Source organism: Kitasatospora sp. CM 4170, assembly GCF_032110285.1.
In the GTDB taxonomy this organism is placed as follows: Bacteria; Actinomycetota; Actinomycetes; order Streptomycetales; family Streptomycetaceae; genus Kitasatospora; species Kitasatospora aburaviensis.
The window spans coordinates 6889504-6913204 of sequence record NZ_CP134877.1; the positions used below are offsets into that span (position 1 = coordinate 6889504).

Annotated in this window: 13 protein-coding genes; 8 read left to right on the plus strand and 5 right to left on the minus strand. The window is 75.8% G+C overall.

The annotated features are described in order from the left end of the window. Positions 1–175 precede the first annotated feature (175 nt). The 6 genes from RMN57_RS29105 (at position 176) to RMN57_RS29130 (ending at position 14533) form a co-directional block, all read left to right on the plus strand. The gene (locus tag RMN57_RS29105; RefSeq protein ID WP_313766248.1) at positions 176–1039 is read left to right on the plus strand and encodes a DUF4132 domain-containing protein; all 864 of its coding nucleotides are present in this window, start codon (positions 176–178) and stop codon (positions 1037–1039) included. After that, the gene (locus RMN57_RS29110) at positions 1036–6294 is read left to right on the plus strand and encodes a hypothetical protein (protein ID WP_313766249.1); all 5259 of its coding nucleotides are present in this window, start codon (positions 1036–1038) and stop codon (positions 6292–6294) included. Before RMN57_RS29105 ends, RMN57_RS29110 begins: the two co-directional genes overlap by 4 nt. Then, positions 6291–7502 carry an AAA family ATPase gene (locus tag RMN57_RS29115; RefSeq protein WP_313766250.1) on the plus strand — a complete coding sequence of 404 codons (1212 nt, stop codon included), beginning with the start codon at positions 6291–6293 and terminating at the stop codon, positions 7500–7502. Before RMN57_RS29110 ends, RMN57_RS29115 begins: the two co-directional genes overlap by 4 nt. Before the next feature lie 4 nt (positions 7503–7506). Further along, entirely contained in the window at positions 7507–11634 is a 4128-nt protein-coding gene (locus RMN57_RS29120) for a DUF5682 family protein (protein ID WP_313766251.1), read from the plus strand. After that, on the plus strand, positions 11631–13772 hold the full coding sequence (locus tag RMN57_RS29125; protein ID WP_313766252.1) for a hypothetical protein: 2142 nt from the start codon (positions 11631–11633) through the stop codon (positions 13770–13772). Before RMN57_RS29120 ends, RMN57_RS29125 begins: the two co-directional genes overlap by 4 nt. Positions 13773–14065: 293 nt before the next feature. Continuing rightward, positions 14066–14533: a MarR family transcriptional regulator gene (locus RMN57_RS29130; protein WP_313766253.1), complete on the plus strand. Its 468-nt coding sequence runs from the start codon at positions 14066–14068 to the stop codon at positions 14531–14533. 106 nt (positions 14534–14639) lie between these two features. Here the strand turns inward: RMN57_RS29130 and RMN57_RS29135 are convergent, their stop codons facing one another. From RMN57_RS29135 to RMN57_RS29155, 5 genes are all read right to left on the minus strand, one after another. Next, positions 14640–15212, minus strand: coding sequence for an ATP/GTP-binding protein (locus RMN57_RS29135; protein ID WP_313766254.1), 573 nt, complete (start codon positions 15210–15212; stop codon positions 14640–14642). Positions 15213–15272: 60 nt separating this feature from the next. Next, entirely contained in the window at positions 15273–15653 is a 381-nt protein-coding gene (locus tag RMN57_RS29140) for a DUF742 domain-containing protein (RefSeq protein WP_313766255.1), read from the minus strand. After that, positions 15650–16081, minus strand: coding sequence for a roadblock/LC7 domain-containing protein (locus RMN57_RS29145; protein ID WP_313766256.1), 432 nt, complete (start codon positions 16079–16081; stop codon positions 15650–15652). The genes RMN57_RS29140 and RMN57_RS29145 overlap by 4 nt, the downstream gene beginning before the upstream one ends. Further along, complete coding sequence (locus tag RMN57_RS29150; protein WP_313766257.1) at positions 16081–18324, minus strand: ATP-binding protein; 2244 nt, start codon at positions 18322–18324, stop codon at positions 16081–16083. The genes RMN57_RS29145 and RMN57_RS29150 overlap by 1 nt, the downstream gene beginning before the upstream one ends. 607 nt (positions 18325–18931) lie before the next feature. Then, positions 18932–20212: an acyl-CoA dehydrogenase family protein gene (locus RMN57_RS29155; RefSeq protein ID WP_313768008.1), complete on the minus strand. Its 1281-nt coding sequence runs from the start codon at positions 20210–20212 to the stop codon at positions 18932–18934. Between the two features lie 424 nt (positions 20213–20636). On the opposite strand from RMN57_RS29155, the gene RMN57_RS29160 reads away from it, so the two are divergent. Further along, positions 20637–21698: a GAF domain-containing protein gene (locus tag RMN57_RS29160; RefSeq protein WP_313766258.1), complete on the plus strand. Its 1062-nt coding sequence runs from the start codon at positions 20637–20639 to the stop codon at positions 21696–21698. A 256-nt stretch (positions 21699–21954) separates the two neighbouring features. Then, positions 21955–23547, plus strand: a complete 1593-nt coding sequence (locus tag RMN57_RS29165; RefSeq protein WP_313766259.1) for a lipase maturation factor family protein — start codon at positions 21955–21957, stop codon at positions 23545–23547. Positions 23548–23701 lie beyond the last annotated feature (154 nt).

Here is a 23701-nt window from a genome sequence, read left to right on the forward strand (position 1 = left end):
CCGCCGCCCGGAGCGCCCGGCACCGTGGGTGCGGGCGAGTGGATCCCACCGCGGTCGTTCACTCGTTCGACGGGTTTGAATTCCGTCGCCCACCGGGGGCGAACCCCGGCGTCCGCGTTGTCAGTGTGTCCCGTTACGTTCCTCCCATCGCAGACCAGCTGGGAGGAGAGCGGCCGTGGCGTGGGTGGAAGCGGGAGCGGGCGGCTATCAAGTCGCGCTCGACGAGGAGGGCAGGGTGGTGTGCCGCAACGCGGCCGGCCGCCGGTTGAAGTCGCTCCCGTCGAAGCTGAACGACGATCCGGTGGTCACCGGGCTGAGGCAGCTCACCGAATGGCTGGCCGCGCACCGGCGGCGCTGCCTGGAGGACGCCGAGCGGTGGATGGTCCGCTCGCTGCCGGTCCCGGCCGCCGTGATCACCGCCGTCTGGGCCGACGAGGCCTGGCAGGAGGTCCTGCGCGACCTCGTGGTCACCGGGGCCGACGGCACGGTCACCGGGTTCCTGCGCGGCGCCGATGCCGAGCGCGGGCTCGGCCTGGTAGACCTCGACGGGGACACCGTGCGCCTCACCGACGGCGAGATCCGGATACCCCACCCCGTCCTCCTGGGCGACCTCGACGAGCTGCGCGAGTTCGCCGTCGAGCTGGGCGTCACCCAGCAGGTCCAGCAGCTGTACCGGGAGGTCTGGCACCGCCCGGGCGGTGCCGACGCACCGACCGGCACCCAGGTCACCACCTACGCCGGCGGCCGCTACAACGCGCTGCGCGACCTGCTCGGCCGGTGCGCCCGGCTCGGTTACCGGGTGCGCGGCGGCCACGCCGTCCTGCCGGTCGTCGAGGGCGGCGTCCCGCTGGAGGCCCGGGTCTGGGTCGGCGACTACTACGAGTACGACGAGTGCGAGACCGGGGCACTCAGCTGGACCGGCCCGGACGGGAAGGTCCTGCCGCCGGCCCAGGTCGGGCCGGTCGCCTGGTCCGAGGGGATGCGGATGGCCGCCGCGCTGTACGCCGGCCGCACCGTCGAAGGGGAGGAAGCCGCATGAGCACCACCGAAGTGAAGGAGTCCCGGGCCGGGCGCCCGGCCGCCGAGCCGACGGCCGAGCGGGCGCGGCGCGCGCACGAGCGCCTGCTGGACGCCGGAGCGGTGCTCCCGGCCGGCACCCTGCCCGGCGCCGGGAGGCCCGACAGCCCCGCCGACGTGCTCACCGCCCGGACGTACGCCCACCCGGTGCTCGGCGAGCGCCGCGTGGTGCGGCTGGTCCCCGGTGCGCTCGGCCCCGCCGAGGACCTCGCCGTCGACTTCCTCGGCCTGCAGCCCGCCGGGGAGCCGGCCGAGGTCGGCCAGGTGCGGCAGGAGGCGCTCGGCTTCCCCGCCTGGGCGCTGGTCCACGACCCGGCCAACGGGCACCACGCGCTCGCCCTGGTCAAGGAGATGGAGCGGCTCGCCCGGCAGGCGAAGTCCAAGCCCGGGCACGCCAAGGACGGCTTCGAGGCGCTCGCCGTGCGCCTCGGCCGCGCCGTGCCGCACTTCCTGCCCACCTACTGCGAGGAGGTCGGCCGGATCTTCCTCGAACAGGGCAACCAGACCTACGCCGGGACGTTCTTCGGCAAGGCCCGCGAGGCCGAGCGCGCCCACGGCCTGACGGTGGACGAGGAGCGGCTGCGCGCCGTCTTCCTGGAGTTCGCGCTGGCCGGCGCCCTCACCGTCAAGGCCCTGCGCCAGTACGTCAAGGAGCTGAGCGGCCGACTCGACCCGCTGACGGCCTGGCAGCGCTTCCGCCAGCTCTGCACCGAACGCTCGGCGGCCGGCATGGCCCCCTACGCCGGGGTCGCCGAGGACGCGCGCGCCCTGATCAGGGCGGCCGGGCTGGACCGCTCCGAGCACGAGCGGGCCCTGCTCGCCGAACTGCTCGCCTCACCCGCCGTCGACCGGGCGCCCGGCGCGTTCTGGAAGTCCTGGCACGGCGCCGTCGTGGAGCTGGGCCGCAGCGACGCGGCGGTCCGCGTCCGGCTGCTGGAGATCATGCCCGACCCGGCCGGCGCCACCGACCGGACGGCCCAGGACGCCTCCTGGCTGTCCGTCCTCGCCGAGTCCGGGGCCGAGCAGCTGCTCACCGGGCCGTCGGCCGCCGGTGCCGCCGACGCCGGTGCCCCGGCCGCCGACGCTTCGGCCGACGGTGCCCCGGCCGACGGCACCGCGGACGGCACGTCGCCGGCCGGCTGGCTGCAGCGCTGGACGGCCCACATCGGCCGGGGCTGGCGCACCAGCGGCTTCAGTGGCGAGACCGTCGCCCTGGCCGGCCGGATGGCCGCACGACTGCGCGCCGACGGCGTCCCGGTCGACCTCTTCCAGGGCCGCCGGGCCGGCACCACGCGGATCGAGCTGCTCGACCTGCTGCTCGCCGAGGGCGTCCCGGTCGCCGACCCGGGCCCCGACCTCGCGCTGGACCTGCGCGACTGGGTCGGCGAGGCCCGGCCCGACGGCCGTACCCTGGCCGCGATCGCCGCCGACCCCCGGTTCCGCCCCGCGCTGCGCGCCGCCGTCCCGGGCGTCTGGGACGCCGCGGTGCAGAAGGGGCTGCCCGCCCTGCCGGTGCTGCGCGAGCTGTTCGTCGAGTGGTCCGACGCGCGCGCCGACGAACTCCTCGCCGCCCGCGGCCTGACGAGCGCCACCGACCTGCTCCGCGAGCTGCGGACGAGTCGGGTCGCCATCTGCGCCGAGAACCCGGCCGCCGCCGAGCGGATCGCCGGCATCGACGTGGCCGGGCTGCTCGCCCGCACCCTGAACGCCGGCATCTTCGACGAACTCGGCTGGCCCGCCCTGGAGGAGGCGCTCGACCGGTTCGGTGCCGAGCCCAAGGACGCCCCCGGCCGCCCGGCCGGGAACACCCTCCCCGAGGACGTCCTCCTCGAAGAGGCGTGGCCGTACCTGATCGTGGCCCGCAAGGGCGAGGTCCTCGTGGTCGGTCCGGAGGGCATCGTGCTGGAGCACACCCTGCGCATCCCGGACAAGCTGGAGCGCTGGCAGCGGCCCCGGATCCGCTACGTGGACGGCGAACTGCTGGTCGCCTGGTACCTGGAGGGCAAGCAGCGCGCCTACTGGTCCGGCCGCCCGGCCGAGGTCTTCGACCTCGGCGGCGAGACCATCGTCAGCTACTACGGCGGGCGCGACGAGCCCGGCGCCCCGTCCCTCGCGCTGCCCGGCGGCGGACGGTCCACCGGCGAGCGCCCGCTGCACGCCGGCGACACCCGGGCGCCCGCCGAGCACCCGGTGATCGGCGACGGCACGGGCCACTGGACGGTCCGCTACGACCGGAACGGCGGCCACCTCGTCGAGCTGGACCCGGCCACCGGCACCCTCGGCCGCGCCTCCGAGCCGCCCCGGATCGCCGCCGGCGCCGTCGCCGGCCCGCTCGACGTGCACCGCACCCGGCTGCTCCCGATGCAGCCCGGTCTGGAGGCCACGCCGCTCGGCACCGACGGCACCGTCCTCGGCAGCTGGGTCCGGGTCGACGGGGCCCGGGTCACCACCGGGACCGCCGACGGGACCACCCTCGTCCTGGCGGGCACCGGCGCGCACGCCCGGCGCTACCCGGTCGGCCGGCTCGGGCTGCCCGGCGGCGCCCACCCGCTGGTCGTCGAGCAGGGCAGCGGCCTCGCCCTCGTCCTGACCCCGGACGCCGTCAGCTCCGACAGCGGCCGCTCCGACGCCGCGACCACCTGGGCCGTTCCCGACGGGGCCCGGCCCGCCGACACCATCGCCGACCTGCGCGCCTGCCGCCCCGGCGGCCTCGATGCGGCCGGCACCGCGCTGGTCCCGCCGGCGGCCCACTGGCACGCCCTGCGGCCGCGCGACGAGCACGGCTCGCACGCCCTGCGCGCCGTCACCGCCGAGGACGCCGCCCGCCTGATCGACGCCGCCTGGCCCGTCGACACCGAGCCCGTGCCCGCGGGCGAGCAGCGCTGGCTCACCGTCCAGGGCGTGCGCCGCCTGCTCGCCGACGGCAAGGACAGCCGCGCGAAGCTGCCCGTCGAGGCGGTCGGCGCACTGCTCCCCGCCGTCGGGCACCCGCTGCTGCGCGCCGGCGTGGCCGGCTTCGCCCGGGCCGCCGCCGACCTGCTGGACCGCGCCGCCCGGTTCGCCCCGCAGCCCGAGGCGGAGCGCCGTGCCAAGCCCGGCACCGCCGGCGCGGCCGAGTACCGGCCCGAGCACGGCCGCGACCAAGAGCTGCGCGAGGCGGTCGGGATCCTGCTCCCCGGCCTCGGCGGCTTCGGCCGCTCCTGGGGCACGTCCGACCCGTGGCAGGTCGTCAACAACCTGCGCACCGTCACCGCCGTCCTCGCCGAGCCCCCCGCGGTGCCCGAGGGCGCCGACGGCTGGGCCGTACCGCTCCGGATCGACCTGCAGGGCGACGAGGACCACCACGGCTGGCTCCACCTGCTCGGCCGGCTCGGCACCGTGGCCTACGCGGCCGCCGCCCCGCTCACCGACGGCGCCCAGCGGGCCTCCCTCGACCTGCTGCTCGACGAGCTGACCACGGGAGTGCTCGCCGACCGCGGCGCCACCCTGCGCGAGCTCAGCCTCGCCGAGCCGCTCGCCGGCTCGACCGGCTACCACCAGCACGAGAAGCGGGCCGGCCAGGTGCTGCGCCACGGGGACCGCACCGTCGTGATCCTCGGCTGCCGCCACCACCAGGACGACCAGGTGCACTGGCTCGCCGTCGACCACGACCCGAGCGGCGTGTTCGGCCCGGTCGCGCACTTCACCACCGCCGAGGAGCGCACCACCGAGGAGCAGATCGACGCCTCCTGGGTGGCCGGGTTCCGCCAGGCGCTCGCCCTGCACGGCGCCACCACCCGGGACCACGCCCACGCCGCCGACTTCGCCGAGCGCACCGGCATCGGTACCGCCCGCGCCGGCCTGCTGCTCAGCCCGCCCGACACCCTCTTCTCCTGGTACGGCAGCGTGCTTCCCGCCGACCGGCTCAAGGAGTACGGCCTCAAGGCCGGGGAGGCCAAGGCCGCCCGCGACTGGCTGCGCGACCGGGACCGGGCCGGCCTCACCGGAGTCTGGACGGCCCTGCTGCCCGCCGACCCGGAGGCCCTGTGGACCGAGGGCCCCGACACGGCCGCCGGCGCCGCCTGGTGGACGGAGCGGTTCGGACGGCTCGTCACCCTGCCCGAGGAGTCCCAGGCCGCCGTGAGCGGCGCCGACATCGGCCACATCGAGGCCGTGCTCAACCCCGTCCGGGACACCTGGCTCACCCGCACCACCGGCTACCGGCTGCGCGCCGGCGAGGACGGCGGCCAGGTCAGCCTGGTCGCCGACGACCCGGCCGCCCTGCCCGGCAACAACACGCTGCGCGGCTCCGTCGACGCCCTCCGCTGGCTCGCCTACCACCTGCCCGCCGACAGCCCGCTGCGCCCGGTGCTGCCGCAGGCCGCCGCCGCGATGCGGGCCCGCCTCGCCGACCCCGGTCTGCTGCTGGACTACGGCCTCTACAGCACCGTCAAGGACGGGAAGCTGGCGCCCGTCCTGCGCAGCCACTTCGGGCTGCCGGAGGAGGGCGGCGCCGACGCCGACGGCCTGGTCCGCTGCGGCGAGGCACTGGTCCTCGCCCCCGGCCACGGCGGCGTCGAGTACGCCTGGCTGCGCCCGGCCGGGCTCACCGGGGGCGACGACCCGCTGCTGGAACTGCTCGCCGGACTCGCCCAGAGCTACTGGTTCGACAGCCAGCTCCCCGCCCTGCGGGCCGTGCTCGACGGCGAGCCGGAGCGCCTGGTCGCGCTGCCGGACGTGCCGCCCGCCGCGGGACCACCGGAGGCCGTCGCGCCGGACAGCTGGCTGCAGAACCCGCTGTTCAGCGTCCCCGGGCTGGTCGCCGAGGTGGCCGGGGCGCACGCCCTCGGCGAGGACGCGGCCGTGCTCTACCTCCAGCTGCTCGCGCTGCCCGACCCGACCGACCGCAACGTCGCCCGCTGGACGGGCTGGAAGCCCGCCCGGCTGAAGAAGGCCCGGGCCGAACTCGCCGCCGCCGGGAGCCTGGTGCTGGAGGCCAAGCGGGCCCGGGCCGGCCGCAGCCTCTTCCTGCCCGGCGGCTGGCAGGAGGCCAAGGCGCCCGCCCTGCCCGCCGAGACCTGGAAGGCCGGGCTGTACGAGCTGCCCACCCACCGCGTCGCCCTGCCGCACCTGCCGGTCCCCGAGCTGTTCGCGCGGGCGTGGCGGCGGATCGGCGACGGCGACACCCCCGGATACGAAGAGCTCCAGACCAGCAAGCGCAGGAAGGCCCGCCGATGAGCACCACCGAGAGCGCGACCGCGTCCGCCGGCACCACGTCGGCCGGCACGGCGTCCGCCGGAAACGCGGCCGCCACCCCGGGCGGGGCGGCGACCCGTCAGATCGTCCCGCCGGAGGAGAAGTACGCCGCCGAGCTGGAGTTCCTCGCCGCGCACGACTCCGGCCCCCGCCCGCCGGGCTGGCGGCTCACCCCGCGCGCCGTGGTCACCTTCGTCATGGGCAGCGGGGGCGAGAAGCTCAAGGCGGGGCGGAAGAGCCTGGTCGTCGAGCAGAAGTTCGTCGGCGAGCGGGCGCTCGTGGAGCGCTGCGTGGTCACCCTCGCCGGGGAGCGCGGTCTGCTGCTCGTCGGCGAACCCGGCACCGCCAAGTCGATGCTCTCCGAACTGCTGGCCGCCGCGGTCTGCGGCACCAGCGCGCTCACCGTCCAGGGCACCGCCGGGACCACCGAGGACCAGCTCAAGTACGGGTGGAACTACGCCCTGCTGCTGGCCAAGGGCCCGAGCCGGGAGGCCCTGGTGCCCTCCCCGGTGCTCACCGCGATGACCACCGGGGCGGTCGCCCGGGTCGAGGAGGTCACCCGGTGCCTGCCCGAGGTGCAGGACGCCCTGGTCTCGCTGCTCTCCGAACGGCGCATCGCCGTCCCGGAGCTGGCCGGCACCCCGGACGGCCAGCTGCACGCCGCGGCCGGCTTCACCCTGATCGCCACGGCCAACCTGCGGGACAAGGGCGTCAGCGAGATGTCCGCGGCCCTCAAGCGCCGGTTCAACTTCGAGACGGTCGGCCCGATCGGCAGCCTCGCGGCCGAGGTCGAGCTGGTCCGCCGCCAGTCCACCGCCGCCGTCGCCCGGGCCGGGGCCCCGTTCGCGGTGGACGACGCAGTGCTGGAGGCCCTGGTCACGGCCTTCCGGGACCTGCGCACCGGCCGCTCCACCGAGGGCTGGGACGTCGAGCGTCCGTCAACCGTGATGAGCACCGCCGAGGCGGTCTCGGTGGCCACCGCCCTCGGTGTCTCCGCCGCCTACCTGCCCGACGGCGGTGACGTGCTCGGCCGGCTGCCCGGTCAGCTGATCGGCGTCGTCCGCAAGGACGACCCGGCGGACGCCGCCCGCCTGCTCGGTTACTGGGACGGCCCGGTCCGTCGCCGCGCCGAGCAGGGTGCCGCCACCTGGCGCACCCTGTGGGACCTCCGCCCGGCCCTGGAGGCGTGACGCGATGACGACGACGAGCAGCGCGGCACCTCCCGGCCGCGAAGCGGCCCCCGCCGAGGCCGGCCTTGGGACCGGCCTTGGGACCGGCCGCCCCGGCCGGTCCGCCGGCGCCGGCGACCCGCGTGCGGCGGTGGAGGCCGGGACGGCGCGCCTGGCCGCCTCGGGCGACGGCGTGCCCGGGCCGTACCTGATCGGGGTCCGGCACCACGCGCCGTCGCTCAGCGCGGTGGTGCCCGCGCTGCTCGACGCGGTCCGGCCCGAGGTGGTGCTGGTGGAGCTGCCCGCCGAGTTCCAGCCCTGGCTCGGCTGGCTGGCGGACGACTCCACCCAGGCGCCGGTCGCCCTCGCCGCCGCCCCCGGCGGGTCCGAGGACGGTGGCTCCGGGGGCGGCACGGGGGCGTCCGGGCTCGCCTTCTACCCGTTCGCCGACTTCTCCCCGGAGCTGGCGGCCCTGCGGTGGGCCCGGCGCAACGGCGTGGAGGCGGTGGCCTGCGATCTTCCGCTCGCCCACCGCGCCGAGCCCCACCGCGCCGAGCCCCACCGCGCCGAGCCCCACCGCGCCGAGCCCCACCGGGCCGACGCCGGACGCCCGGACACCGACCGGACCGGCAGCGGAGGCAGCGACACCGACACCGACCGGAGCCGTACCGACCGTTCCGACGCCGACCGGGCGGACGGTGCTCCCGTGGCCGGGCGCGGCCCGGGCGTCACCGACGCGCTGCGCCGCCGGCTCACCGGGCGGGACGGCGACGAGGACCTCTGGGACCGCCTGGTGGAGACCGCCGCTCCCGGCTCGACCCCGGAGGCTGTGCGGCGCGCCGCGCTGCTGGTCGGCTGGGCCATGCGCCGCGACGCCGAGGAAGGCCCCGGCGTCGACCCGTACGACCTGCGGCGCGAGGCCTGGATGCGGTCGCGGATCGCGGCCGCCGCTTCCGGCGGTCGGCGCGTCGCCGCCGTCGTCGGGGCGTTCCACGCGCCCGCGCTGCTCGACGGCGCCGCGCAGCCGGACGGACCACAGCCGTCGGAACCGGCCGATCCGGCCGCCGCCGACGCTGCCGAGGCCGTGGAGGTCCCGCGGGCCGCGGCGGGGCCGGCCGACTCCTCGGCGGGGGAGCCGCAGGCGGCCGGCCACGTCCTCTCCCTGATCCCGTACACCTACCCGCTGTTGGACGCCCGCTCCGGCTACCCGGCCGGCATCCGGGACCCGGAATGGCAGCACACCGTCCTCGAAGCCGGCGGGGACCGGGAACGGCTCGCCGAGGCGCTCGTCCGCACCGCGGTGCGGATCTGCGAGGCCCTGCGCACCCAGGAGCACCCCGCCGGCCCGGCCGACGCCCGGGAGATCGTCCGCCTCGCCGGCGACCTCGCCCGGCTGCGCGGGCTCGCCGCCCCCGGCCGGGGCGAACTCGTCGAGGCCGTGCAGACCGTGCTGGCCCAGGGCGAGCCACTGGGCCGGGGCCGGGCGGTCGCCCGCGCCCTCGAACGCGTCCTGGTCGGCACCCGCACCGGTCGGGCCGCCCCCGCGGCGCCCCGCAGCGGGCTGGCCCCCGCCGTCGAGGCCCTGCTCGCCGAACTCGGCCTGCCCGGGCCCGCCGACGCCGCCGGGTCCGCCCCGCGCGACCTCCGGCTCGACCCGCTGCGCTCACCCCTCGACCGCCGCCGCGAGCTGCTCCTCCACCGCCTCACCGCCTGCGGCGTCCCCTACGGCGAACCGGTCGCCGGCACCGGTGCGGGCGGCGTCGAGACCATCGGCACCCGCTGGCAGGTGCAGTGGACGCCGGCCACCGCGGCCATGCTGACGGTCGCGGCCACCCGCGGTGTCACCCCCGCCCAGGCGGCCGAGGGCGCCCTGCGGGAACGGCTGCGCCGCGAGCAGCAGGCCGACGGCCCGACCGGGCGCGACGTCCTGCGGGGCCTCGCGGACGCCGCGGCCTGCGGTCTGCCCGCTCTCGCCGACGTCCGCCTCGCCCAGCTCACCGCCGTCCTCCCGGAGAGCGGCACGCTGCCCGAACTCCTCGACGGCCTCGCCCTCCTGGACCGCCTCACGGCCGGCCACGTCCCCGGCCTGCCGGTGGCCGACGGCCTCCCGTCGGCCGATCGACCGGTCCACGACGAGGCCGGGACCGCGCCCACAGCCGCCCTCGCCGCCGCCCCGGGAGACCGCGCCGCGGCGGCTCCGGAGGCCACCGCTCGCGCCGCAGCGCCGGCGGCGGCGGCCGAGCTGCTGACCGTCGCCGCGGTGCGGCAGCTCGACGGCATGGGCGGTTCGGACGATCCCGCCGACGCGCGGGCCCTGCTGGAGCTGGCCCGGCGCGCCGATCGCTCGGGCGGGCTGCGACTCGGCCATGTGCTCGCCGAACTCGCCAACACCGGAAGCCCGTTGGTGCGGGGAGCGGCGGGCTCGGTGCGGGTGCTGCTCGGGCAGGACAGCGCCTCGGCGTTCGGCGGCCGCGCCGCCTCCTGGGTCGACGGGGCCACCGACCCCGCGGCCCGGCACGCCCTCGCACGCTCGCTGGTCGGGATGCTCACGGCGGCCGAAGGGCTCTTCGCCACGGCACCAGAGGTTCTGGAACCCGTCCTGGAACGAGTGACGGCACTCTCCGACACGGCGTTCCTCGACCGGCTGCCCGCACTGCGCGGCGGCTTCGACACTCTCAGCCCCGCTGCCCGCGACCGACTGCTGACACTGGTGGAGGAGCGTCTCGGCACCCGGGTGCAGGCCCTGCCGGACACCGTCGCACCCGCGCTGCTCGCCCGTTGGGCCCGTGCCGATCTCGACGCCCGTGCCGCACTGGGCCGGCGCGGTCTGCTTCCGACGGCGGTCACCCGGCCGGAGGCCGGCCGGTCCGCGCCGACGCCGGCGCCCGCGGCGCCCGGCGGCACGGACACGCCCCCCGCCGCCGGCTCCACCTCCGCCGGACCCACCTCCGCCGGTGCGACCCCGCCGACCGGGGCCGCGACCGGGGCCCCCGGTCCGGCCGTCGCCACGGCACCGGCCCTCACCCCCGCCGAGCGGTGGCGCCTGTTGCTCGGCCGACCGGGCAGCGGCGGCCTGGGCGGGCGGTCGGCCCGGCTGGCCACCGCGCTCGACGAGCTCTACGGGACCGGCCACGGCGAGGGCTCGGGCCCCGGCCTGGACGGGCGCGGCGGCGCCGGCGGCCACCGGGGCGGGCGCGAGGCGCCCTACCCGGGGGTGCGCGAATGGTCGGAGGAACTGGTCGCGCTGTTCGGCCCCGGCATCCGCGAGGAGGTACTGGCCGCAGCCGTGGCACACGGCCGCACCGACGCGCTGGACGCCGTCGACCCGGACACCGTGCGGCCGTCCGTCGACCTGCTGCGGACCGTGCTGGAGTACGCCGGCGGCCTGCCCGAGGCGCGGATCGCCGCGCTGCGCCCGCTGGTGCGGCGGCTGGTGGACGAGCTGACCCGGGAGTTGGCGACCAGGCTGCGCCCGGCCCTGACCGGCATCAGCGTGCCGCGCCCGAGTCGCCGGCCCGGCGGCGGGCTGGACCTGGACCGGACGATCCGGGCCAACCTCGCCACCGCCCGCCCGGCCCCGCCGGGGCCCGAGGGGGAGCGGGGCACGCTGATCGTCCCCGAGCGGCCGGTGTTCCGGACCAGGGCCCGCAAGGCCGCGGACTGGCGGCTGATCCTGGTCGTGGACGTCTCGGGGTCGATGGAGGCGTCCACCGTCTGGGCGGCGCTGACCGCCTCGATCCTGGCCGGGGTGCCGTCACTGAGCACGCACTTCGTCGCCTTCTCGACCGAGATCGTCGATCTGACCGAACGGGTGCGGGATCCGCTGAGCCTGCTCCTGGAGGTGCAGATCGGCGGCGGCACCAGCATCGCGACCGGGCTGAAGTACGCGCGGGAGCTGGTGACGGTGCCCTCGCGGACGCTGGTCGCGGTGATCAGCGACTTCGAGGAGGGCGGCCCGGTGGGCGGGCTGCTCGCGCAGACCAGGGCGCTGGTCGACTCCGGGTGCCACCTGCTCGGCTGCGCCGCGCTGGACGACACCGGGAAGGCGCGGTACTCCAAGGCGGTCGCGGGCCAACTGGTCGCGGCCGGAATGCCCGTGGCGGCGCTCAGTCCGCTCGAACTGGCCCGCTGGGTGGGGGAGAAGGTCCGATGACGGCATCGACGACGCAGTGGCCGGCGGTCCGGCCGGAGGTGGTCGCCGAGGTGGTGGCCGGGCTGTCGGCCCGGCTGCAGAAGCGGTTGGACGGTGCGGCGGCCAAGCTGGCCGACCGCCCGGTCGAGCGCACCGGCGACGACTGGCGGATCGCGGTGGACGAGGAGACCGAACTCCTCCTGCACGCGCCCGGCGGGGTGGTCGGGGATCCGGCCGGTGTCCGCTGTGGCTGCCTGCTCGCACCGGCCTGTGTCCACCGGGCGGCCGCGGTGACGGTCTGCCGCCTCACCGACGCCGACGCCGACGCCGACGCGGACATCGACACCGACGCGGAAACCGACGCGGCGGACGGCGACAGCACCGCCGCCGACGCCGCCGACCCCGCCGCCGCTGCGGAAGCCGCTGTGGCCGGCGACCCCGGCTCCGCGCCCGTGCAGGCCCGGCGACGGGCCGCTCCGTCGACCGGCGAGCCGGCCGACCCGCCGTCGCCGGCCGAGCGGGCCGCCGTCCACCACCTGCACCACGCCGCCGCGGCAGTGCTCGCGGCGGGTGTCGGCGGCACGGGCGCCGTCCTCCAGGCCGAGCTGCTGCGGGCGGCCCACCGGGCGCGGCTCGCCGGGCTCCACCGCCCGGCCGCTGCCGCGGTGGCGGTGGTGACCAGGGTCCGTGCAGCGCGCTCGGGCGAGCCGGACCACCGGCTGGCGGACCTGGCCGCCGGTCTGCGTGAACTGCTCGACCTGACGACGGCTCTGACCGCGGTTCTGACGACGGCGCCGGCCACGTCGCCGGCGACCTCGCCGGCACTGCCGCCCGGCGGCCTCGCCGAGCTGCGCGGTTCGGCCCGGCAGGCCTACCACGAGGCGGGCGGGCTGCGGCTCTACGGGCTTTTCACCGAACCGGTGCTGACGGCCACGCACGCGGGCGTGCTGACCTGGGCGGTGGACGCCGGTGGGCGGCTGAGCACCGTCGCGGAGGTCATGCCGCATGCCGACGCGACGGCTGCGGCCCCCCAGGCCGTCGGCGCCGCGAACCGGGCGGTCCGGCTCGGTGACGCCATGCTCGGCCACGGCGAGTTCAGCCGTGCCGGGCTCGCCGTCCAGGGAGCGACCAGGTCCGCCAACGGGCGGCTCGGGGCCGGTGCCTCGGTGCGGGCGGTCCGGGCGGCGGGTGCGGCGTGGACGGCCGAGCCGCTCGCGGCACTCTGGGCCGAGCCGCCCGCCGCCCAGGTGGAGCGTGCGCTGTCGGCGACGGCGGTGCCGTACGAGAGCAGGCCGGCCGGGAGCGACCTGCTCTTCCTGGACGTCACGCTGCTCGGTGCCGCACCGTACGGGCCGGCCGGTGTGCCGCAGCTCCTCGCCGACTGCGGTGGCGGCCTGGTCGTCGCGCTCAGGGCGGCACACGACCACCCGGGGCTCGCCTTCCGTGGCAACCTGGCGCTGCTCGCCACCGCGCCCGGGCTGCGGTTGCGGGTGATCGGCCGGTTGGAGCGCGCAGCCCGGCCGGAGCTGCACCTGCTCGCGATCGGGACGCTCCCGGCCGAACCGGCGCCGTCCGACGTGCAGTCGGCGGAACCGACGCCGACCGAACCGACACCGGCAGGACCGACACCGGCCGAACCGGCGCTGGCCCTGGCCGCCACGCGGTCGGGTCGGGTCAACCTGGGCCTGGAACGCCTGCAGACCGCCGACCTCGTCCTGCCCGCCCTGCGCGCCGACGCCCTGCGCGCCGACGCCCTGCGCGCCGACGCCCCGCGCGCCGACGCCCTCACGCCGTCCGCCGCGCCCGATCTGCCCGGCACAGCCGGCACATCCGAGGCCCCCGAGGCCCCGGTGCACCTGCTCACCCGCCGGGTCGAGCAGGCGGTGACGGGCGGGCGGCAGGCCCTCGGGCTCGGCGCCGGGACGGCGGACGGCGACGCGACCCGGCTGAGGTCGGCGGGCCTGGCCACCGGGGCGGTACTGCTGGACGCCCTGCGCGCCTCGGCGGCGGACCAGCCGCGCGATGTGTTCGGCCGGGTCGTCGCGGACGACCACGAGGCGTTCACCGCCGCGTGGCTGGCGGCGGCCTGCTACGGCGAGGAGTTGGCCACGGCACTCTGCGCGGCCGCCTGGGCCGCGGGAGAGGAGACCTGGTCCTGAGCGGGTCCTGAGCGGGTCCCTGAGCCGACGACCGACCCCGACGCGTCCGCGGCCCCGCGGCAGATCCCGCCCTGCCGTACGAGGTCCGGCCGAAGGGGAAAGTATTTGCACAAACAGGTAAATCGCGCTGAATGGCATACTGGGCGGACGGGAGACGTTCGATCGGTCGTAATACCGCTGACCTGGGCCGGACACCCTGTCGGCGCCGGGCACCGGTCGGCGGGGGTGGACGGCGGTCCGGCGACCGGTCCGACGGCGGTCCGAACGGGACCGGGGAAGAAGAGGGGCGAGCCATGGGGATCCACGACGATGCCGCCGAGATCCGCGCGAGCGGCTGGCGCACGCTCGCCGCGCTGCACGGTCTCATCGACACCGCACTGGAGCGGGCGCTGCAGGCCGAGCACCAGCTGTCGGTGGTCGAGTACACGGTGCTGGACGCGCTCTCCCGGCAGGACGGCTGGCACATGCGGATGCAGCAGCTGGCCCGCGCGGCGGCCCTGAGCAGCAGTGCGACCACCCGGCTGGTGACCCGCCTGGAGGACCGGGGCCTGCTCAGCCGCTACCTCTGCGCGGACGACCGGCGCGGCATCTACACCGAGCTGACCTCACGGGGTCGTGAACTGCTGCAGGCCGCCCGCCCGGTGCACGACGCCGCGCTGGAGGCGACGCTGGCCAAGGCCACCGAGACCCCGGAGCTGGCCCCGCTGGTCCACGCCCTGGAGGAGTTGGAACTCACCCCGGCAGCCTCCGCCACCACCTGACCGACCCGGGAACGGCTACCCGGGACGGCCTCCCCCGAGCCACCGCTCCGGGACCGCTGCAACGCCCTGACGCCGCAACCGTGCAACGCCCTGACGCCGCGCCGCCCTAACGCCGCGCCGCGAGCGCGTCGCGGTGCACGCGGTCCAGCAGCGCGAGCAGCAGCTCCTTGCTGGAGGCGCGTTCCCGGACGTCGCAGAGCACGACCGGGACGCCCGGGTCCAGGTCGAGGGCGCGGCGGACGTCGTCGGGGGTGCAGTCGCGGCGGCCGTAGAAGCAGTTGACGCCGATCGCGAAGGGGATGCCGCGCTGCTCGAAGAAGTCGACGGCGGCGAAGCTGGACTCCAGCCGTCTGGTGTCGGCCAGCACGATCGCCCCGAGTGCGCCGAGCGCCAGGTCGTCCCACATGAACCAGAACCGGAACTGGCCCGGGGTGCCGAACAGGTAGAGCACCAGCTCGTCGTGGATGGTGATCCGCCCGAAGTCCATGGCGACGGTGGTGGTGGACTTCTCCTGGACGCCCTCAAGGCTGTCGACCCCGATGCTGGCGCGGGTCATCCGCTCCTCGGTCTGCAGGGGTTCGATCTCGCTGACCGAGCCGACCATGGTGGTCTTGCCGACGCCGAAGCCGCCGGCTACGAGGATCTTGACCGCGCCCGGCACCAGGCTCTGGGTCGTCAATTCGGGTCTCCTGGAGGGGAACGGGAGGTGGCGGTGCGAGCAGGGGGCCGAGGCCTTCGGTCAGAGCCGGCGGACGCCCTCGATCACGGCCTGGATCAGCGAGATGTCCGGCGCCTCGGCGAGCTGCACGGGAGCCCGGGTGAGGATCAACCGGGCCTCGGCCAGGTCGTCCAGCAGGACCTTCACGACGCTCACCGGCAGGTCCAGGCCGGCTGCGATCTCGGCCACGGCGAGCGGGCGTTCGCGGCACAGGTCGATGATGGCGGCCGGCTCGGGCGACATCCGCGACGTGTCCGTGCGGGGGTCGGCGGTGACCACCAGGGTGATCAGCGCGAAGCCGTCACGGACCGGGCCGGTCCGCCCGTTGGTGATGGCGTAGGGGCGGACCAGATGGCCGGCGTCCTTGTCGAAGAACCAGGCCTCCTCGGCGTCGACGGTCACGCACCGCCGCCCACGCCGACCTGGCCGGCGTCGCTGCGCGGCGCGGCGGTGAGGTACTGGCCGACCTGCTTGACCAGCATGTTGATCTCGTAGGCCATCAGGCCGGCGTCGACGAGCTCACTGGTCAGCACGGCCAGCCGGGCGCCCTGGCCGGCGGTGGTGACGAAGAGGAACAGCTGGTCCATCTCGATCACCGTCTGCCGGACCCGGCCGCCGTTGAAGCGGTGGCCGGCGCCGCGGGCGAGGCTCTGCAGGCCGGAGGCGACGGCCGAGAGGTGCTCGGCGTCGGCGCGGTCCAGGCCCTGGGAGAGTCCGACCAGCAGGCCGTCCTCGGAGAGGACGATGGCGTGCCGGGTCTCCGGGACCCGCGCCACCAGCTGGTCGAGCAGCCAGTTGAGGTCGCGCTGGGTGTCGGTGTACTGCGTCATCACTGCTGATCCTTAGCTGCGGAGGGTGCGGCCGGTGCCGGGGGAACGGCCGTGGCGTCCGAGTCGGGGTCCGCCGCACGGGCGGTACGGGTGCCGCGCTGGATGGCGGCCATGGTGGCGCGGGAGCGCTGCGGCGAGGGGTCGTCGATGGGGCCCGGGTCGGCGGTGCCGGCGGCAGCGGCGCCGGGCGCACCGCCGGCGGCGGTCCCGCCCATCGTCCCGCCGTCGAACGCGCTGCCGCCGAAGGTGCTGCCGCCGAACGAGCCACCACCGAACGTGCCGCTGCCGAAGGTGTTGCCGCCCGCGCCGCCCGTCGCGCCGGGGAAGCCGGCCGGCGGCGGAAGCATTCCGCCGGGCGCGTTGGCCTCGCGCAACTGCTCGGCCAGGCTGGCGTTCCGTACCCGCTGCGGCAGGACGCGCGGGGTGCGCAGCTCGCCGTCCGGGCCGTGCTCCAGGGGGGCGTCCTGGGCGCGCTCGTGGGTGGGCGCGGCGGCGTCGGCCGGCGTCCGGCCTTGCGCCGGACCGCCCGCGGCGGCCGTACCGACCGGGCCGCCGACGTCCGCCCGCGCGTCCGCGTCGTTCGGGGACCCCGGGGCGCCGGCAGGCCCACCCGCCAAGCCGGCCGGGCCACCGGCCGCAAGGGTCCCGGCCGCAGGAGTCCCGATAGCCGGGGCGCCGGCCGCCGGAGCCTCGCCCAGCGGGGTGTCGTACGGCCGAGGCATGGCCGGCCGGGGGACGACCACGGCGCCGGGCAGGCCGGGGATCGAAGCGCCCACCGGCAGGCCGCCGTTGGTGAGGGGGCCCGCCTCGCGCGCGCCGGCGTCGCCGTACCGGTCGTACTGGGCGAGCAGTTCGCCGACGGTGAGGCCGCCGTCCTGCTGCTCACCGGTACCGGTGCCACCACCGGCACCGTCCGCGTTCCCGGCCAACGGCCCCTCGGCCGCCGTCGGGCCGCCGCCCAGCAGGCCGCCGAGCACTCCGGCCAGGGCTCCCGACAGCTCGTCGCCACCGTCGGTCCCGTCGGTCGGCCCGCCGTCCGCGGGCTGTCCGAGCTCCGGCACCGGCGTCCGGGTGACCCGGGCACCGGCTGGCAGGCCGGGCACCGAAGCGGCCGGCTGCGCCTGCTCCAGCAGCACCGACGGCACCAGCACCACGGCCCGCGTCCCGCCGTAGGGCGAGGGGCGCAGCGTGACCTGGATGTCGTGCCGGGCGGCGAGCCGGGCCACCACGAAGAGTCCGAGCCGCAGGTCGTCGCCGAGTGCGGAGACGTCCAGCTCGGGCGGGTTGGCCAGGTAGTCGTTGAGGCGTTCGTAGTCCTCCTCGCCCATGCCGAGGCCGCGGTCCTCGACCTCGACGGCCAGGCCCTTGGGGACTTCCTGGGCGGAGACCTGCACCTGGGTGTAGGGCGGGGAGAAGGTGGTGCCGTTCTCGATAAGCTCGGCGATCAGGTGGATCACGTCGGCGACGGCCTGCCCGCTGAGCGAGGTGCGCGGGACGCCCTGGACGACCACCCGGGAGTAGTTCTCGGTCTCGGAGACGGCGCTGCGCAGCACGTTGACCACGGGCACGGCGTTGCGCCAGCGCCGGGCGGGCAGCGCGCCGCCGAGGATGACCAGGTTCTCGGCGTTGCGCCGCATCCGGGTGGCCAGGTGGTCGACGGCGAACAGCTCGCGCAGCAGGTCGGGTTCCTCGTGCTCGCGCTCCAGCGCGTCCAGCATGCTGATCTGGCGGTGGATCAGGATCTGGGTGCGGCGGGCGATGTTGAGGAAGACCTTCTTCGTTCCCTCGCGGCCCTGGGCCTGGTGGACGATGGCGGCGAGGGCGGCCTGCCGGACGGCGGCCAGGCCGTCGGCGGTCTGCTGGAGCTCGTCGGCGGCCCGCCGGGAGGGGGCCCAGGCGGGCGGCGGGGGTACGGACTCGCCGGCCCGGAGCCGGCCGACGACGTCGGGGATCTCGTGCTGGGCGAGGGTGAGGGTGTCGGCGCGCAGGCCCGCGAGCCGGGCGGAGAGGGCCCGGGCCACCCCGATGCCGCGGATCAGGCTCCAGAGCAGGACGATCACGACGAGCGCGCTGACGGTCAGCAGGGAGGTGCGGTGTCCGGCGTCGCGCAACAGGTAGGCGGCGTAGCCCCAGGCGGCGGCGAGACCCAGACAGGGGACCAGCACGAGGCCGAGGAGGGAGCTGCGGAGGGAGCCGGACCGGCCGGCGCGGTGGCCCGTCCGGGGGGCCGATATGCCTGGCATCTGATTCCTTGTTGCTGGGCCGAACGGCGGGTCCCCCGAGTGCGGTCCGGTGCGCTCCCCGGCCGGGGCACCGGGACGCTCACGGCCGGCGATGTCCGGAGGGAATGCCGGATGGAGTGACGCAGTGTCACCGTCCGGGCGGTGCAACACGGCCGCCGACTGCAGGCACGCTACCAGCCCGAGGTGGCCCCGTCGCAACATCAACTGACGATACGTGAACGGGTGATGACACGGTGTCCGCCCCCTGTTCCAGCCTTCGCCGAGGCATCACCGCTGGTCAGGTCGGGGTCATGGACGCGACGACGGCTTTCCGGGGGTCGCTGGGCGCCCCCCGGAAAGCCGTCAGGAACAGGTCAAAACTTGTCGGGCCGAGGGGCTGCCCGGTGAACGGTCCGGAGACCGGACGGTGACGCCCTTCGGCGTCCGGTGAATCGAACGGACCATCAGTCATTCCCACGACTGGAATGGCCGGTTCACGATCGAGCCGACCGCCGACCGCCGACCGCCGACCGCCGACCGCCGTCCGCCCGACGCCCGCACGGCCGGCGGTCCACCCGCCACCCGCCACCCGCCGCCCGCCGGGCGGGCGTTCGGGCGGATCCGCCGGTCAGCCCGCCAGCGGCATGTGCAGCAGCGACGCACCCCCGGTCTGGGCCGCCACGGCCGCCGCCTCCGCGGCGGCCTCGCGCTCGGCGAGCTCGGTCCAGGCCCAACTGGCCAGGTCGGAGAGCTCCGCCGACCACTCCTTGCCGTAGGCGCCGGTCGCGAACTGGCCCAGCCGCAGCCGCTGGACGTCCGAGGTGCCGGCCGGCGGGTAGATGTGGGTGGCGTCCCGCAGGTAGCGCTCGATCCGGAACTCGCTCTGCAGGCCCCGGGCGGCGTGGATCTCCATCGCGTTGCGGGCGGAGTCCAGTGCGTACTCGGTGTTGATCAGCTTGGCGTTCATCAGCTCCGCGTCGCAGGCCTTGCCGTGGTCGAGCAGGTGCGAGGCGTGGTAGGCGGCGAGCTTGGCGGTCATCAGCCGGGACTGCATCTCGCCCAGCTTGAGCGCGATGTTGGGCAGCTGGGAGAGCGGCTTGCCGTAGAGCATCCGCTCCTCGGCGAAGCGCACGGTGTCCTCGACGATCGCGACGTGGATGCCGAGCGCGACGGCGGCCAGGTTGAGCCGGCCGTAGAGCGTGGACGAGGAGTAGGCGACGTCCAGGCCCTGGCTCTCCCGGCCGAGCCGGTTGGTGACCGGGATCCGGCAGTCCTCGAAGACGATCTCGCCGAAGCTGAAGCCGTGCAGGCCGCTCTGGGTGCCGAGCTCGCCGGTGCGGAAGCCGGGCCGGTCGCTCTCGACCAGGAACGCCGACAGGCCCTTGCTGCCCTTGCCGGTGCGGAACACCACGCCGTGCACGTCCGCGATGTGCGAGTTGCCAACGAACCACTTGCGGCCGTTGAGCACGTACTCGTCGCCCTCGCGGCGCGCGGTGCCGCTCATGCCAAGGACGTGGCCGCCGGACTCGGGCTCGGTCACGGCGATGGTCGGCAGCGACTCCCCGGAGGCGAACCGGGGCAGCCACTTCCGGCGCTGGGCGTCCGAGCCGAAGTGGATGACCTTGGCGATGCCCAGCTGCGAGGCCTGCGTCATGGCCCCCATCGCACCGCTGACCCGGGACAGCTCCTCGACGATGACCGTCTTGGCGAGGTGGCCGAGACCCATCCCCCCGAACTTGCGCGGGATGGTGGCGCCGATCCAGCCGCGGCGGGCGATCTCGCGGGAGAGCACGAACTCGACCTCGCGAGTGGCTTCCATTCTGGCCACCTGCGGACGTACCTCCTTCTCGGCGAACTCACGTACCTCCGCCCGGAGGCTCTCGTGTCGCTCGTCGGTGAAGTAGTCCATCGCCATGCTGGTTCCTCTCGGGTCCGTCGGTTTGTCGTGCCTCCATCCGTGCCGCCGATCCGCGCCGGCCGCCCAAGGGTGGGGAGTTGGGATGGCGGCCGGTTGCCCTGGGTGCAGCCGGTGCGTGCGGAGTAGCCGGGCCGAGTCCTTGGGGGGGAAACCGCCCGTATTTTCGGCAGGGCCATTGTTGTCCGGTAATCAGGGCGCCTCCAGTGTGGATCTTGGATTGGCCGGATCCGGATAGGTCGGTAGCCGAAGTGGGTTGAACGGCCGTCAGGAGGGGAAACGATCTTCCCCCGTTTTTGCCGCCCGGCCCCACCCCGCTCACGTGCCGCTTTGGCTGAGCATCAGCAAGCTGTCCGCGGTGGGCCGGGAGCGCGGCTGGCGCCTGATGTCTGATTACATGTGCGACATGACTGATGTGATGAGCACTCAAGGCCAGTTCCCGGGTGCCGGCGGCGAGTCCGAGCGGACCCGCAGGCTGCGCAGCCTCGGTCTCAACGAGCCGACCGCGGACGAGGCCTTCGACCGCTTCGCTCACCTCGCCGCCAGCATCACCCGCGCCCCCATCGCGATGGTCAACTTCATCAACGACGAGCGGCAGATGTTCCGGGGGCTCTACATTCCGCCAACCTCCGCCGAGACCACGGCCGAAATCGGTGCCTCCTGGGCCGACCGCGGCATCGCGTTCGACCTCCCGACCCGGGAGATGCCGCTGAGCCACGGTTTCTGCCCGCACGTCGTCGCGCAGCGCTCGCCGCTCGCCCTCGACGACATCCTGGCCTACCCGCGCTTCGCCGGGAACCCGGTCGTCGACGAGCTGGGCGTGCGCGCCTACCTCGGGGCCCCGCTGGTCGACGACACCAACACCGTCATCGGCACCGTCTGCGTCCTCGACCGCGAGCCCCGCCAGTGGGGGCGCGAGCGGCTGCGCGACATCCAGCACCTCGCCGAGGCCCTGCTCTCCGAGATCCGGCTGCGCGACAACCTGCTCGCTCAGCAGCAGGAGATGTTCGCGGCCTTCGACGGCTCGCCCTTCCCGATCATGCTGACCGACGGCCCCGGCCAGGAGATCCGCTACGCCAACGCCCAGCACGCCGACACCTTCGGCGCCCCGACGGTGTACGGATCGGTCGGCATGGCCTACCCGCAGCTCGGTGCCGCCGGCCTGGACCGGGCGGTCGCCGAGGCGTACCACACGGGGCGGGCCACCGTCCTCAACGAGGTCCGTATTCAGTCGGTCCGGCCGGACGCCCAGCGGATCCAGCAGATCTTCAGCTTCACCTGCACCCCGCTCCGGAGCGCCCGGACCGGGCAGGTCCACGGCGTCGTCACCGTCGGCATGGACGTCACCGCGCAGTCCCGCACCGAGGAGGAGCTGGGCACGCTCGCCGCCCTGCTGGTCGACCGGCTGCAGCAGAACGGGACCGCCGTCGGACGCCCGGGCCTCGGTGGCGGGGAGACCGGACCGCTCCTGCCGGGCTGAGCCCTGAGCCGGCCGTCGACCGCACCGTCCAGCGCACCTTCGACCGCACTCGACCGCCGTACCGAACGCCGTACTGAACGTCGTACCGCACGTCGCGCCGCACGTCGCACCGTCATCGTGGCGGGGCGCCTCTCACCCCCGAGGAGAGGCTCCCCGCCACGAGGCTCTCCGGTGACGGTGCCGCCCGGGTGAACCGCCACCGCCGCGCAGCCGGCCCGGCCGCCCGGCCGCCCCGCCGGTGGTAGGCATGGGCCGCATGGACTGGTTCGCCGCCCCCGAGTACTGGCTCAGCCGACTGCTCGTGCAACGGCTGCTCGCCGGCCTCTACCTCACCGGCTTCCTCGCCGCCGCCGCCCAGTTCCGGGCCCTGATCGGCTCCTCGGGGATGCTCCCGGTGCCCAGCTTCACCGCCCGGGTGCCGTTCCGCCGAGCGCCCGGCCTCTTCCACCTCCACTACAGCGACCGTTTCTTCGCCGCCGTCGCCCTGACCGGCGCCGCGGTCTCCGCCGCGCTGGTCGGCGGGCTCGGCGACGCCGTGCCGCTCTGGGCGGCCATGCTGCTGTGGACGGTGCTCTGGGTCCTCTACCTCTCGATCGTCAACGTCGGGCAGACCTGGTACTCCTTCGGCTGGGAGTCCCTGCTGCTGGAGGCGGGCTTCCTCGCCGTCTTCCTCGGCAACGAGGACGTCGCCCCGCCCGTCGCGGTGCTCTGGCTGATGCGCTGGCTGGTCTTCCGGGTCGAGTTCGGCGCCGGCCTGATCAAGCTGCGCGGCGACAGCTGCTGGCGCGACCTGACCTGCCTGCGCTACCACCACGAGACCCAGCCCATGCCCGGCCCGCTCAGCTGGTTCTTCCACCACCTGCCCGCCCCGCTGCACCGGGTCGAGGCCGCCGCCAACCACGTCACCCAGCTCGTGGTCCCGGTCGCCCTCCTCCTCCCGCAGCCGGTCGCCACGTACGCGGCCTGCGTGATCGTGGTGACCCAGCTCTGGCTGGTCGCCTCCGGGAACTTCGCCTGGCTCAACTGGCTCACCATCACGCTGGCCCTCGCCGCCGTCGACCCCGCCCGGCTCGGCCTGCCGGTCGATCCCCGCTCCTACGGCGGCACACCGGTCTGGTTCGAGGTCCTGGTGATCGCGCTGACCGCCGGCGTCGCCGTGCTCAGCTACTGGCCGGTGCGGAACATGCTCTCCCGCGGCCAGGTCATGAACCGTTCCTTCAACCGCCTCCACCTGGTCAACACCTACGGAGCCTTCGGCAGCATCAACCGGATCCGCCAGGAGGTCGTCGTGGAGGGGACCGACGAGCCCGCCGTCACCCGGCACACGGTCTGGCGCGAGTACGGCTTCAAGGGCAAGCCCGGCGACGTGCGCCGGCTCCCGCGCCAGTACGCCCCCTACCACCTGCGGCTGGACTGGCTGATGTGGTTCGCCGGGATCTCGCCCGCGTACGCCCGGCCCTGGTTCCTGCCGTTCGTCGCCCGGCTGCTCGTCAACGACCCGGACACCCTGCGGCTGCTGCGGAGCAACCCCTTCCCAGACGCCCCACCCACGCACGTCCGGGCGACCCTCCACCTCTACCGGTTCACCGGTTGGCGCGAACTGCGGGAGACCGGCGCGTGGTGGCACCGGACCGAGCTGTACGAGTACCTCGGCCCCGTCAGCCTTGACGCCCTCACCCGATCCGGCTACCGGCCACCCCTCGGCCGGCGCACCCGCACGGTTCCGGTGGACGGGCTCCGCGGCGGTCGCGGCCGCCGGTCCGCACCGGGACCGCACCGCCCGTCCGGCCCCGCGCAGCACCGCCGGTCGGGCCACGGACCGCATCACCCGTCCGGTCCTCCCGAGTAGCGCCCAGGTGAGCGGTGTGGCACGCCACATCGGTCCATCGGGCGGTGGGTGCGTGCAAGGCTCGAACGGGCACCCGTATTCTGGGCCTCCACAACCGGCAGGCCGATCGCGCGCCCCCCGGCCCCCTCCCGCCGGGGCCCCGCGCACCCGGTCG